This window comes from Streptomyces sp. NPDC013457, assembly GCF_043089925.1.
Classification (GTDB): domain Bacteria; phylum Actinomycetota; class Actinomycetes; order Streptomycetales; family Streptomycetaceae; genus Streptomyces.
This window is the reverse complement of the sequence record NZ_JBICBL010000004.1, coordinates 452663-465344: the sequence shown is the minus strand read 5'-3', so window position 1 is coordinate 465344 and position 12682 is coordinate 452663. Positions and strand designations below refer to the sequence as shown.

12 protein-coding genes are annotated in these 12682 nt (G+C 72.5%); 2 read left to right on the top strand and 10 right to left on the bottom strand.

Annotated elements, in window-relative coordinates; all coding sequences use genetic code 11:
- Nucleotides 1-80 precede the first annotated feature (80 nt).
- The 6 genes from ACF1G2_RS13910 to ACF1G2_RS13885 form a co-directional block, all read right to left on the bottom strand.
- Nucleotides 81-617, bottom strand: coding sequence for an RICIN domain-containing protein (locus ACF1G2_RS13910; protein ID WP_391798462.1), 537 nt, complete (start codon nucleotides 615-617; stop codon nucleotides 81-83).
- 180 nt (nucleotides 618-797) lie between these two features.
- Complete coding sequence (locus ACF1G2_RS13905; RefSeq protein WP_391798461.1) at nucleotides 798-1466, bottom strand: histone deacetylase; 669 nt, start codon at nucleotides 1464-1466, stop codon at nucleotides 798-800.
- Nucleotides 1467-1727: 261 nt separating this feature from the next.
- Complete coding sequence (locus ACF1G2_RS13900; protein WP_391798460.1) at nucleotides 1728-3047, bottom strand: NlpC/P60 family protein; 1320 nt, start codon at nucleotides 3045-3047, stop codon at nucleotides 1728-1730.
- Between the two features lie 77 nt (nucleotides 3048-3124).
- Complete coding sequence (locus tag ACF1G2_RS13895) at nucleotides 3125-3394, bottom strand: hypothetical protein (RefSeq protein WP_391798459.1); 270 nt, start codon at nucleotides 3392-3394, stop codon at nucleotides 3125-3127.
- A gap of 10 nt (nucleotides 3395-3404) precedes the next feature.
- Nucleotides 3405-4127, bottom strand: a complete 723-nt coding sequence (locus tag ACF1G2_RS13890) for a TetR/AcrR family transcriptional regulator (protein WP_391798458.1) — start codon at nucleotides 4125-4127, stop codon at nucleotides 3405-3407.
- Between the two features lie 178 nt (nucleotides 4128-4305).
- Complete coding sequence (locus ACF1G2_RS13885; RefSeq protein WP_391798457.1) at nucleotides 4306-5241, bottom strand: diiron oxygenase; 936 nt, start codon at nucleotides 5239-5241, stop codon at nucleotides 4306-4308.
- Nucleotides 5242-5414: 173 nt separating this feature from the next.
- On the opposite strand from ACF1G2_RS13885, the gene ACF1G2_RS13880 reads away from it, so the two are divergent.
- Together ACF1G2_RS13880 and ACF1G2_RS13875 are read left to right on the top strand one after the other, a co-directional pair.
- A complete protein-coding gene (locus tag ACF1G2_RS13880; RefSeq protein WP_391798456.1) occupies nucleotides 5415-6542 on the top strand; it encodes a ferritin-like domain-containing protein in 1128 nt (375 codons plus the stop codon).
- Nucleotides 6543-6623: 81 nt separating this feature from the next.
- Entirely contained in the window at nucleotides 6624-7448 is an 825-nt protein-coding gene (locus ACF1G2_RS13875; RefSeq protein WP_391798455.1) for a hypothetical protein, read from the top strand.
- A 4-nt stretch (nucleotides 7449-7452) separates the two neighbouring features.
- Here the strand turns inward: ACF1G2_RS13875 and ACF1G2_RS13870 are convergent, their stop codons facing one another.
- Genes ACF1G2_RS13870 through ACF1G2_RS13855 form a run of 4 tightly spaced genes read right to left on the bottom strand, consistent with a single transcriptional unit; the run spans nucleotide 7453 to nucleotide 12408 of the window.
- On the bottom strand, nucleotides 7453-8922 hold the full coding sequence (locus ACF1G2_RS13870) for a penicillin-binding transpeptidase domain-containing protein (protein WP_391798454.1): 1470 nt from the start codon (nucleotides 8920-8922) through the stop codon (nucleotides 7453-7455).
- Complete coding sequence (locus tag ACF1G2_RS13865; protein WP_391798453.1) at nucleotides 8919-10298, bottom strand: FtsW/RodA/SpoVE family cell cycle protein; 1380 nt, start codon at nucleotides 10296-10298, stop codon at nucleotides 8919-8921. Before ACF1G2_RS13865 ends, ACF1G2_RS13870 begins: the two co-directional genes overlap by 4 nt.
- Nucleotides 10299-10354: 56 nt before the next feature.
- Nucleotides 10355-11623, bottom strand: coding sequence for an ATP-binding protein (locus ACF1G2_RS13860; protein ID WP_391798452.1), 1269 nt, complete (start codon nucleotides 11621-11623; stop codon nucleotides 10355-10357).
- On the bottom strand, nucleotides 11620-12408 hold the full coding sequence (locus ACF1G2_RS13855) for a hypothetical protein (RefSeq protein WP_391798451.1): 789 nt from the start codon (nucleotides 12406-12408) through the stop codon (nucleotides 11620-11622). Before ACF1G2_RS13855 ends, ACF1G2_RS13860 begins: the two co-directional genes overlap by 4 nt.
- Between the last annotated feature and the right edge of the window lie 274 nt (nucleotides 12409-12682).

The following is a 12682-nucleotide window of genomic DNA, read 5'->3' as shown; positions in this document are numbered from 1 at the left end:
ACGGGGGGGGGGGGGGGGGGGGGGGGGGGGGGGGGGGGGGGGGGGGGGGGGGGGGCGCCCCCCCCCCCCCCGCCCGGCGGTCACACGGCCCGCTTGGTGAAGCTCTGGTTGGCGCCGCTGTGGCAGTCCCACAGCCGTGCGCGGGCGCCCGGCTGCGTGCTCCAGTCGGCTATCTCCAGGCACTTGCTCCAGGCGTAGTCGTAGTCCATGTAGAGCTTGCCGTCGCCGTGGAACAGCTGGTTGAGACCGTAGTGGCAGTCCCACTGGTTGGCGGTCGCACCGTTGTTGCGTCCCCAGCCGCCGATCTCCAGGCACTTGCCGCTGTTGGCGTTCCGGTAGTACCACGCGCCGACGGGCGTGCTGGTGTAGTAGTAGAGCTCCCACTTCTGGTTGGCGCCACCGGTGCAGGGCCACTGGCGGACGGCCGCACCGTTCGCCTTGCTCCAGTCCGCCACCTCAAGGCACTGGCCGGAGTGCCCCGCGCGGATCTCGACCGTGCCCCCGTAGTGGAGGGTCGCTGCCTGGGCCGGAACGGCCGAGACGCCGAGGATGAGACCGAGCGATGCGGCGAGCACGAGCAGGCCGCGGCGGGCGCGGGTGATCGGGTTGAACTTCATGGTCCTCTGCAATCCATAGGAGAATCCGGCACGAGGCCGGAAATCGCCGTTCATGATCGCATAGGTTTTCGACGTAACTGGTCTTCGCTGCCCGCCATTTGGGCCGCGCGCGGGCGCGCTGGGTCCACCGAGCGGATGGAATCGATTCCTCCGTTTCGTGGAGCCGACGATGTCGGGTGCTCAGCCGGGGGCGATGAGGGCCAGGACGGCCTCCGCCGTCCAGTGGCCCGCCGCTCCCGGGCAGGTGCCCAGGTAGGCGGCGATCTCGGCGGGCCGCCATGCGCCGGTCTCGTCCAGGCCCGTCGCCAGGTGCTGGACGTAGGGGGCGGACGGCTCGCGCAGGGGCACGTCGGTCATCCGCCAGGGTGCGGTCAGCGTGAGGACCGGGACGCCGTCGAGCGTGCCGGGGCACACCAGCGTCTCGTACCGTCCCGGCCCGAGTTCGGAGCGACCCCGGGTGACGGCCTCGGTCAGATCCAGGTCGCTCTCCGGCTCCCGGTACATCTCCTGCGCCGCGATGTCGGCGAACTGGCCCGCGGTGATCAGATGGGCGCGCGCCAGCGCCGGGCCCCGTGCCTCGGGGTCGTAGAAGCCGCGGCCACCGGTCCAGACGGCCGACTCCGTCGCGAAGTACACCGCACCGGGGAGGACGACCGGCACGGACCGCGCGGGCGGCGTCCGGTCGCGGCAGCCGGGGTAGCTCCGGGCCGAGCCCGGGGGCCGGCCCCCGTCGATGTAGTGGAGGAGCCGCGCGAGGTGCACGTTGGAGCCGTACGCGGCGTACCAGACGTGCGGGGGCGGCAACGCCGGACGGGCGGGCCGGGGGGCCGGACGGCGGGGCTCTGGCATGGGCGCTCCTGGGCAGGGCCGACAAGACGACGGCCTCCGTCCACGAAGGACGGAGGCCGTTGCCTTACCCGGTTCGGGGCCGGCTGGAACAGCAGGTTGAACTTCTGCCAGCCGCCGCCGACCTTCACGCGCGCCGCGTACGGCTACGCCGCGACCCCGTGGCCTGGTAGTACCGGAGGACGCCCGAGGTGTCCCGCGCCACCAGGGCGGCCCTAGCCCGGCATCAGGACCCGGTCCTCGACCGGCTCGGCACCGACACGCTCAGGCGGGCCCCTGATCGAACCCCTCGTCCGTGCCGTCCCTGGCCCCGGCGGGGAGGTCGGGCGGTGTGTACGAGTCCAGGGGTGCGCCGTCCGGGTCGGGACGGACCGCCCCGAGAAGCGGGTTGGCGGCGATGGGGGAGACCTTGACCTTGGCGCCCGGCCGGGGCGCCTGCACGACCAGTCCGTGGCCGAGGTAGATCGCCACATGCGTGGCCTCGGGGAAGTAGACGACCAGGTCGCCGGGGCGCAGCTCGCGCAGCTCCACCCTCGGGAGGGTCCGCCACTGCTCCTGGCTGGTGCGCGGGATCTCCCGGCCGGCGCTCGCCCACGCCTGCGAGGTCAGTCCCGAGCAGTCGTACGACTCCGGGCCCTCGGCGCCCCACACGTACGGCTTGCCGATCTGACCCACCGCGAACCGCAGGGCCTCGCCGCCCGCCCGGGACGGCGTCCGGTCGCCCTCCAGGACGCCCGAGTCGAGGAGGTCGCGCTGCGCGCCCGCCGTCTGCCGGCGCTCCAGCTCGGTCAGCCGCGTGAGCTGGTCGGCGGGGAGCGAGGCGAGCAGCCGCTGGACCTCCGCGAGGCGCTTCCGGACGTCGTCGCGCTGCTTCAGCCGCCGGGCGGTGAGCGTCTGCTGCCGGTCCAGGGCCTTGCGCGAGGCGCTCGCCAGCTCGTCGGCCCGCTTCTCGGCCCGGGTGAGCCGGGACACGGTGGTGGCCCGGTCACGCACCGCGCGGTCCATCAGATGCCCCTGGTCCAGGGCGTGCTGGGGGTCGTCGGCGAGCAGCAGCCGCAGGTACGAGGAGAACGCCGAGGTCGTGACCCGCCCCTGGTACTGCTCCCTGGCCAGCCGCCCGGCGGCGTTCCGTCCCCGGGCGAGGCGCTCGCGGGCCTCCGTGAGGGCGCCGCTGACCTTCTTGGTGTCGGCGGTCTGCAGGCGCAGGGCCTCGTCCGTGGCGTTGAAGGCCTCGGTGGCCTGCTCGGCCTGGCGGTAGAGGGTCCGGAGCCGACCGAGGAGCGTCGCGACGGATTCGCCGCCGGAGGGCGGTAGTTCGGCGGCGTCGTCGAGGGGAGTGCCGTCGGCCGGATCGGTGGCGCCGGTGGGGTCGGCGTCCTCGGGCACGGTGCCCTCGGCGTCGGCCGTCCCGGGCCCGGCGTCCCCGGGCCCGGCCTCCTCGCCCGGGGCGGTCGCCGGCGTCTCCACCGGGGCCTCCACCCCCGCGTCCGCCGGGTCGTCCGCCGTGGCCGCCGGAATCCCCGCGAGCGCGGTCGTCGCGGCGAGCACCCCCGTGCAGACCGTGCGCAGCAACCTTCCTGACACGTCATCACCTCCACCGCGATGATGGAGGGACCGGGCGGTCGGATGACCTCACAAAGGGGCGAATCGGCCCAATCAGCTCACCCGTTCGGCTTGGACCAGGGCCACTTCGGAGACTGCCGCTCGCGGCCCTCGGGGACGTACTCGTAGACCCAGCCGCGCTGGATCCCGAGCCGCTTGGTGTGCCCGGCCGGTTCGCGGCGGTAGGCGTGGACCGTCGGGGGGCCGCCGTCCGCGTCCGGGACGGGCACCTCGTACCACTTCGGTGGGTGCCCAGTGTGGCCGAGGAGGACGGGCAGGACCTGGCCGTCCAGGGGACCGCCGCGGAAAGGGGTGTTCTCGCTTCTCACGGGACCAGTCTCATATGAGGTGCGCCGCCCTGCTCACCACGGGGGTCACTCGCCGCGCCAGCGTGCCGACCGGTCCGTCCGCCGTCTCCTGCGCGAGGAGCAGCGAGACGACCGACGCCGTCTCCTCGTCGCTGGCCGCCGTGGCGGTGAGCAGCGCGACCAGGTGGTCGACCAGCCAGTCCCGCAGCTCGCCGGCCGGGGGCTGCTTCCCCTCGTCGAGCCAGATCAGCGAGGCCGCCTCCACCGCGGCGATCCAGGTGCGGACCATCATCCGCAGCCGGGGCCCGGGGCGGTCCACCCCCAGGTGGACGAGGATCTGCTCCGCCGCGGCGCGCCGCACCTCGTCCACGATCGCGGTGGTCCGGGAGGTCTCGGCGACGCTGCCGCCCTGGAGCAGGGCGCTGAACCCGGCGTCGTGCTCGTCGACGAAGGCCAGATAGCGGTCGAGGACCCGGCCGAGCCGCTCGGTCGGCGGGCCGGCGTGCGGCTCGGCGAAACAGAGCTCCAGCTCGTCGGCGGAGGAGCGCAGGGCCGCCTCGTACAGCTGCTGCTTGCCACCGGGGAAGTACCGGTAGACGAGCGGACGCGAGACGCCCGCCGCCTCGGCGACGTCGTCGAGGGAGACCTCGTCGGGTGCCCGGTGCGCGAAGAGCGTCAGGGCGGCGGCGAGGAGCTGCACCCGTCTCTCCTCGACGCTGAGCCGGCGGTACGCGGGCGAGGCGGCACTGGTCATGCCTCGCAGGGTAGCTCCGCGAGGTGACGCCCCGGACGGAAGTCCGTGGTCACCGCCCCGCCCGGCCGTCCCACCGCCCCGCCCGGCCGTCCCACCGCCCCGCCCGGCCGTCCCACCGCCCCGCCCGGCCGTCCCGCCGCCCTGCCCGGCCGTCCCCCCGCCGCACCCGCCCGCCGGCTCACGCGAGCAGTCCCGACGACTTCCAGAGCCGTCGGCCGGGGCCGCGCAGCACCCCGATGTCGTCGAGGAAGTCGGTCAGGCGCCGGGCGCCCGACTGCATGACCTCGCGGCGGTGGCCGCTCGCCCTGACCTGGGCGACCGCCTCGCGGCGGTCGAGGCCGACGTTGTCGTACACCGCGGGGTTGATGAAGCAGGTGGAGAAGACCCGGGCGGCCTCGCCGCAGCTGAGCCGGGTGAACTCCTGCTCCCACCGCGGCGCGGTCACCATCTGGCGCCGCAGCTCCTCGCGGGCGTAGCGCACGTGCCGGGCCTCCTCGACGACATGGATGCGGGTCACGCCCCGTACCAGCGTCTGCACCCGCTCGTCGGGGAAGGTCAGCCGCTGCATCCAGTCCAGGATCTCCTCACCGAGGAGGGTGGCGGCGAAGGAGCCGGGGGTGGTGGAGACGGTCTTCAGGACCCGGGCGAGATTGTGGTAGATCCGCGGCACCGGGTAGGCGGGCGCGCCGCCCTTCTGGATCATCCGCGCGAACATCATCGAGTGCCGGCACTCGTCGGCGATCTCGGTCAGGGCGTACCGCACGTGGTCGCTCGTGAGCGACTTGTCGTAGATGTGCCGGACGAGCAGCTGCATCAGGATGATCTCGAACCAGATGCCGAGCGAGGCGAGCGACGCGGCCTCGTGCCGGGCCAGGTCCATCCGCTGCTCCTCGGGCATCCGCCGCCACATCGGGGTGTCGTAGAGCGAGACCAGCTCCGGCGGCCAGAACCACTTGCCGTCCTCGAGGGGCGCGGCCCAGTCGAGTTCGGTCTCGGGGTCGAAGGAGTGCTTGAGGGAGGACTCGAGCAGCCGGGCGGCGACCTGTTCCCGGTCGCGGAGCGGGCCGAGGGCGTCCTGGAGGAGGCTGAAGTCCAGTTCGGTCCGAGTGGTCATGACGGTGCGACACCTCGCTGTGCTCGCAGTCGGGTTACCGGCGGTCGCTCCTATCAGACTGCCCGTCAGTAAGCCCGTCAATCCCCTGTGCGCGACTTGTTGACTCGATGTCTACCAAGGTGTCAGCCTGCCGGGAGGGACCATCACGTCCACGTGAGAGCAAGGAGACGTCAGTGTCGACGTACGACCTCTACACGAAGACCTTGAAAGCCGCGAACGCCACGGAAGACCCCGTCTGGCAGGTGCCGGCGACCGGTTCGGCGCGCTTCAGCTGGGAGTACGACGACGGTCGCGACCGCCTCCTCGCCCTGTACCAGAAGGGCAAGGACAAACAGTGGGACGGCTCCCGGCGCATCGACTGGGACCTGGAGGTCGACCCGTACGACCCCCTCGGCACCCCCGACGACGTCCTCACCCTCTACGGCACCCGCCACTGGGCGAAGATGACGGAGAAGGACAAGGCCGAGCTGCGCCGGCACTACGCCTCCTGGCAGTTCAGCCAGTTCCTCCACGGCGAGCAGGGCGCGATGATCTGCGCCGCTCGGATCGTCGAGTCGGTCCCGGACCTGGACGCCAAGTTCTACTCGGCGACGCAGACCATGGACGAGGCGCGGCACGCGGAGGTCTACGGCCGCTTCCTCCACGAGAAGATCGGGATGCTCTACCCGATCAACGACAACCTCCAGGGCCTGCTGGGCGACACCCTCCGCGACGCGCGCTGGGACATGCCGTACCTCGGGATGCAGGTCCTGATCGAGGGCCTGGCCCTGGCCGCGTTCGGCATGATCCGCGACACCACGGACAAGCCGCTCCCGAAGCAGATCCTGGCGTACGTCATGCAGGACGAGGCCCGCCACGTGGCCTTCGGACGGATGGCGCTGCGCGACTACTACAAGCAGCTGACGGACGCGGAACTGCGCGAGCGCGAGGAGTTCGTGATCGAGGGCTGCTACCTGATGCGGGACCGGCTGCGCGGGGTCGAGGTCCTGGAGAACTTCGGCATCGGACGCAAGGAGGCGGAGGAGCTCAGCGAGCAGAGCGAGTTCCTGCACCTCTTCCGCAAGCTGCTGTTCAGCCGGATCGTCCCCTGCGTGAAGGACATCGGCCTCTGGGGCGAACGCCTCCAGAAGGCCTACCTGGACATGGGCGTCTTCGACCTCGGCGACTCTAACCTGGACCTCCTGATGACCCAGGACGAGGAGATCGCGGAGGCGCTGGACCGGGAGCGGTTCGCGACGGAGGAGGCGGAGCGGGTGGCGGAGGTCGAGGAGGCCGTCGTGCAGGGCGCGGCGGAGGAGTAGGCGGGCGGAAGCGGGAGCCTCCCGGGTCCCGGAACGGCCCCGGAGGGCGGGATGTCGTACCGGTGACGTAGCGTGCCCGCCATGACCATGCCGCCATCGCCGAACCAGCCGCCCCACAACCCGTACGGCGGCCCCGTCCCGCCCCCGCAGCAGCCCGGCCCGTACGGGGCTCCGCAGGGGTATCCCGCACAGGGCGTTCCTCCGCAGGGCTTCCCTCCGCCGTACCAGCAGCCGGGTCCCGGGGCCTGGGGGCAGCCGCCCATGGGTCCGCCGCCGAAGAAGTCGCTCTCGGCGGGGGCGATCGTCGCCATCGTCGTCGGCTCCCTCGTCCTGGTCGGCGGGATCGGCTGGGCGGCGAAGGCCGGGCTCTCCGGCGCCACCGGCTCCTTCCCCGAGGCGACGCACAAGCTCGTCGTCCCCAAGACGCTCCTCGCCGGCGAGTACACGCTGGTCTCCGACCTCTCCGACTCCCAGGGCAAGGAGATCGAGGACACCCCCGACCTCACCGTGAAGGACGCCGAGGCGGCGGTCGGCCAGTACACCGGCAAGGACGGGGCCGTCCTCGTCGTCTCCGGGATGCACGGGCGCATCAAGAACGCCGAGGTCACCCGGCGTTCCATCCTCAAGGGCGCCTCCACGGAGAAGGGCTCCACCCTCGCCGTCCCGCCCAAGGACTTCACCCCCGCCGGCTACGGCGTGACCGTGAGCTGCCAGGTCACGACGTCCAAGGACGCCCTCGCCACGACCACGCTGCCCATGTGCGCCTGGGGCGACGACAACACCGCGGCCGCCGTCGCCCTCGTCACCCCCGGGTCGGCGACCGCCGCCCCGAAGGACATCGACCTGGCGGAACTCGCCGAGACCACGGCCAAGGTCCGCGCGGAGATCCGCAAGCCGATCGGCTGACCGGTCAGCCGTCGTTCCGGGGCCGTAGCGCCTGCTCCATCACGGCCCGGGCGATCGGCGCCGCGCTGCCGCCGCCGCTGATCTCCGTACGTCTGGCCTCCGCGTCCTCCACGACGACCGCGACCGCCACCGCGGGCTGGGCCGAGTCCGCCGCCTGCGCCCAGGCGATGAACCAGGCGTACGGGGTGCCCGTGTTGCCCAGACCGTGCTGGGCGGTGCCCGTCTTGCCGCCGACCGTCGCCCCCGGGATCGCCGCGTTGGTGCCGGTGCCCTCCTCGACCGCCTTGACCATCAGCCGCTGCAGCCGGTTCGCGGTCGACGGGCGCATCGCCTGGCGGTAGCTGCGGCGGCCCGTCGTGTCGACCGTCCTGCCGCCGGCCGTCGTCGTCCGTTCCACCAGATACGGGTGGGCGATCTCCCCGTTGTTGGCGATCGCCGCCGCCACCAGCGCCATCTGCAACGGCGTCGCCGTCGTGTCGAACTGGCCGATGGACGACAGGGCGAGCTGGTCGTCGCTCATCTCCCGGTCGAAGCCGGACTTCGCGACCCAGGACGGGATCGACAGGCCCGTGTCGTTGAAGCCGAAGTTCTCCACCGCCTGCACCATCCCGGAGAGCCCGACCTCCACCCCGAGCCCGGCCATCACCGTGTTGCACGACCACTGGATGGCGTACGCGAGCGACGCGTTCCCGCACCCCTCCGCGGCGTTCGGGAGCACCTGCCGGGTCCCCGGCAGCACGAACGGATCCGGGGTGTCCGTCGGCGCGTCGACGTCCGTCACCACGCCCGCGTCCAGCGCCGCCGCCGCCGTCACCATCTTGAACGTGGAGCCGGGCGGATACGTCTGCCGGATCGCCCGGTTCAGCATCGGCTGGTTCGGCGAGGTGTTCAGCCGGGCCCAGGCGGCCTTGACCTCGGCACCCGTCCCGGACAGCAGCGCCGGATCGTACGAGGGGGAGGAGACCAGGGCCAGGATCCGCCCGCTCGACGGCTCGATCGCCGCCACCGCGCCCCGCTTCCCGCCGAGCCCCCGGTACGCGGCCTCCTGCATCGACGCCCGGACCGTCGTCACCACGTCGCCGCCGGGCTGCCGTCCGCGGCCGATGTCGTTCCAGAACGGCAGAGGGGCGAGCAACGGGCTCGTACCGGCCAGGATGTCGTCCTCGGCGTGCTCGACGAAGGTCGTGCCGTACGTCTGCGACGCGTAGCCGGTCACCGGCGCGTACAACGGTCCCTGCTTGTACGTCCGTTCGTAGCGCAGTTGCTGGCCGCTGTCCCGCGAGCCGGTCACCGGCCGTCCCTCGACCACGATCTCGCCCCGCGGCTCGCCCCAGCGGGTGATCGCGACGCGCCGGTTGGCCGGGTTCTCGTTCAGCTCGTCGGACTGGACGACCATCACCCGCGCCGCGTTGACGAGCAGCGCCGCCAGCAGGATCAGGCAGAGCGCGGCAGCGCGCCGGATGTACGGGATCACCGGGCGTCCTCCACCGCCGGTGCGACGACACCGGGCTCGACCGTGTCCGGAAGCGGTGCGCGGGCCGAGTCGCTGAGCCGGATCAGCAGCGCCACGATGATCCAGTTGGTGACGACGGACGAGCCGCCCTGTGCCAGGAACGGCATCGCCATGCCGGTGAGCGGGATGAGGCCCATCACCCCGCCGGCGATGACGAAGACCTGGAGCGCCACGATGGAGGCGAGACCGATCGCGAGCAGCCGCCCGAAGGGGTCGCGCAGGGCGAGCCCGGCCCGGAACCCGCGCGCGACGAGCAGCGCGTACAGCAGGAACAGGGCGGTCAGCCCCGCCAGTCCGAGCTCCTCGCCCGCCGTCGCCAGGATGAAGTCGGACTTGGCGGCGAAGCCGATCAGGATGGAGTGCCCGAGGCCGAGTCCCGTGCCGAGCATCCCGCCCGCGGCGAAGGAGAACAGGGACTGCGCGAGCTGGCTCGGTCCGTCCCCCGCCTCGATGGAGGCGTAGGGGTTGAGCCAATCCTCGACACGGCTGTGCACATGGGGTTCGAGCGAGCCGACCGCGAACGCCCCGACGCCCGCGAGGAGCAGCCCGACCGCGATCCAGCCGGTTCGGCCCGTCGCCACGTACAGCATGATCACGAAGAGTCCGAAGAAGAGCAGGGACGTGCCGAGGTCCCGCTCCAGGACGAGCACTCCCACGCTCAGCACCCAGATCGCCACGATCGGCCCGAGCACCCGGCCGGTGGGGAGCTGGAGCCGCCAGATCCTGCGGCCCGTGTACGCCAGCGCGTTGCGGTTCGCGGCCAGATAGGCGGCGAAGAAGACCGCGAGCAGGATCTTGGCGAACTCGCCCGGCTGGAAGGAGAGTCCGCCGATCCGGATCCAGATCTTGGCCCCGTTCACCGCGGGGAAGAGGATCGGCACGAGCATCAGGACCAGGGCGCTGGCCATCGACAGGTACGCGTACCGCTGCAGCACCCGGTGGTCGCGCAGCAGCACCACGACGGCGGCGAAGAGCGCGACACCGAGCGCCGACCAGACCAGCTGGGTGAAGGCCGCCTGGTCCTTCGGCGTCTCCAGGTCGAGACGGTAGATCAGCACCAGACCGAGGCCGTTGAGGAGGACGCCGATGGGCAGCAGCAGCGGATCGGCGTACGGGGCGCGGAACCGTACGGCGAGATGGGCGAGGAGCGCGAGCGCGCCCAGACCGGCTCCGTAGCGCAGGGCGTCCGGCGGGACGGCGTCGTTCCTGGCCAGTCCGACGTTCGCGTAGCCCATGACGGAGATGAGGACGGCGCCGACGAGCAGGGAGAGTTCCACGCCGCGGCGCTTCGGGACACGTAGCGCGGGCGGGGGAGCGTCCGCCGTCGTTGCGGTCATGGTCCGCAACGTAGCAAGCGATATGGCTTATATCCCTTATGTGTGACGGTGTGCCGTCAGGGGCCGGTGAACGGTACGTACTCCGGCAGCGTCAGCCGCGCCTCGGCGCCGCCGTCCGGCGGGTTGCCGAAGACCAGCTCCGCGCCGATCACTTCGGCCTGGCCTGCCGCGATGGTGAGCCCGAGGCCGTGTCCCTTGCCGCCGCTCTCGGTACGGAACCGCTGCGGCCCGGACGCCAGCAGGTACTCCGGGTATCCGGCCCCGTGGTCCCGCACGGTGACGACGGGGCCGTCGACGGTCAGCACGACCGGCGGGGCGCCGTGCCGATGCGCGTTGGCGACGAGGTTGCCGAGGACCCGCTCCAGGCGCCGCCGGTCCGTCTCGACCATCGCGTCCCGGACGACCCGTACCTCCGTCTCCGTCCCGGAGGCCCGCACCACCCCGCGCGCGAGCGGTGCGAGATCGTGCATCGCCAGGTCGACGGTCTCGTTGCGGGCGTCGAGCCGCGAGATCTCCAGCAGGTCCTCGGTCAGCCCGCGCATGGCCTTCACCCGGTCCCGCACGAGCTCCGACGGCCGCCCCTCCGGCAGCAGTTCGGCGGCGGCCGACAGCCCGGTCAGCGGGGTGCGCAGCTCGTGCGCCACGTCCGCCGTGAAGCGCTGCTCGGTCTGGAGCTTGCGCTGGAGCGAGGAGGCCATCGTGTCGAGCGCCCCGGAGACCGTGGCCACCTCGTCCTGCGGGCGCCCGGGGACCTTCGTGCGGGGGTCGTCCACGCGCGCGTCGAGATCGCCCGCGCTGATCCGCCGGGCCACCTGGGCCGTCAGATGCAGCCGCCGTGTGACCCGGGTGACCGCGAACGCGCCCACGAGCAGCGTCGCCCCGATCGCGAGGACCGAGGAGCCCAGGATCGAGCGGTCGAGGCCGTCGATGATCTCCGTGCCCGTGGAGTAGTCGACCCGGACGGCGAGGGCCCGGCCGTCGGCCGGGCCCGCCGCCCACATCGTCGGCCGGTCCCGGTACTCCCCGGCCATCGTGCCGCGCTCCCCCTTCAGGGCGAGCGCGCGCAGCTCGTCCGGGAGGTCCTCGGGGTCGATCCCGGTGGCCCGGGGGAGCGGGTCGCCCGCCTCGTAGGCCCGGGAGGCCGTGGTCAGCCGGGCGAGCGCCCGCTCGCGGAAGTCGTCCTCGGTCTGCCGGGACACGGAGACATGGACGAGGGCGCCGAGCAGCGCGGCCAGGGCGCAGCACATGACGGTGATGAAGACCGCGGACTTCCAGGTGAGCGTCGCGGTCCAGGCGGGCAGGCGGAGCCGCCCGCGCGCGGTCACGGGGCCTCCCCGAAGGCGTCGTCGGTGTCGGAGGGAGCCGGGGAGGAGCCGGTCGGACCGGGCGTGGGCGTCGGCTCGACGAGCCGGGGCCGGGGAGCCGGTGAGACGGACGGGCCCGGCGGCTTGACGCGGACGATCTCGTCCCGGGCCGGCAGCATCGCCCCCTGCTGCTCGTCCCAGGACCAGGCCGTGCGGTACTCGTACCCCGGGATGCCGGCCGAGGAGGCCCGTACGATCAGGTCCCGGCCCGCCAGCTCCACGCTGATCACCTGGTCGACGGTGGACATGATCCGGGTGAGCCCGCCGTTCTCGGCCAGATACACCCGCACCCCCACCTGCTGCTCGGGCATCCGGATGCCGACGATCAGCTCGTCCCGGCCGTTGCCGGTCAGATCGCGGTAGTACGGCGTCATGACCGGGCACTTCGCGGGGTCCTCCGTGCACCGGCCGATCTGCCGCGCCGTCTCCTGGTACATGCCGTCGGCCCCGGAGTACGTGTCCGGATGGGCCTTCACCTCGGCGCGGACCACGGCCACGGCGTCCACCCGGTGGACGTTGTTGTCGGGCACCTCGATGCCGGGGACGGACTCGGTGTCGGTCTCGCCGTAGTCGAGCGGCGGCGCGGTCGCGGGCGGCAGGTCGGGCCAGAGGCGCACGGGTCCGACGGCGGTGGGAGTGGCGCCCGCGCTCCTCAGCTCGCCCTCGGCGCCGCAGCCGGAGAGCGCGAGCGGCACCGCCGCGGCCAGGGCCACGGCGGCGGCGAGCGGCCGTCCGGGCGGTCTCACTCTGCTCCTCGGGGGGCGATCGGTTCGCTGCTTCACCAGGTTCGGCGAAGAGGATGACGGTGTCACTCCGGTGACCGCCCACGACCGGCCCCACGGGTGATCAGCAGGAGGTCCGGACGGTCGGTCCTCCCATAGACCCTATTCGTAGGGAAGTCCTTTTTGTCGACCCGCTGGATCTCCCGGTCGAGGGCGGGGGTGAGCGCCGAACCGGCGAGCAGTCGCCGGCGGAGATGGTTCGAAGCTAAATGTCCGCTATTGCGGTCTTGTAGCAGTG

Coding starts and splice junctions, on each gene's coding strand:
- ACF1G2_RS13910 (WP_391798462.1), bottom strand. CDS start 617: ATGAAGTTCAACCCGATCACCCGCGCCCGCCGCGGCCTGCTCGTGCTC.
- ACF1G2_RS13905 (WP_391798461.1), bottom strand. CDS start 1,466: ATGCCAGAGCCCCGCCGTCCGGCCCCCCGGCCCGCCCGTCCGGCGTTG.
- ACF1G2_RS13890 (WP_391798458.1), bottom strand. CDS start 4,127: ATGACCAGTGCCGCCTCGCCCGCGTACCGCCGGCTCAGCGTCGAGGAG.
- ACF1G2_RS13885 (WP_391798457.1), bottom strand. CDS start 5,241: ATGACCACTCGGACCGAACTGGACTTCAGCCTCCTCCAGGACGCCCTC.
- ACF1G2_RS13875 (WP_391798455.1), top strand. CDS start 6,624: ATGACCATGCCGCCATCGCCGAACCAGCCGCCCCACAACCCGTACGGC.
- ACF1G2_RS13865 (WP_391798453.1), bottom strand. CDS start 10,298: ATGACCGCAACGACGGCGGACGCTCCCCCGCCCGCGCTACGTGTCCCG.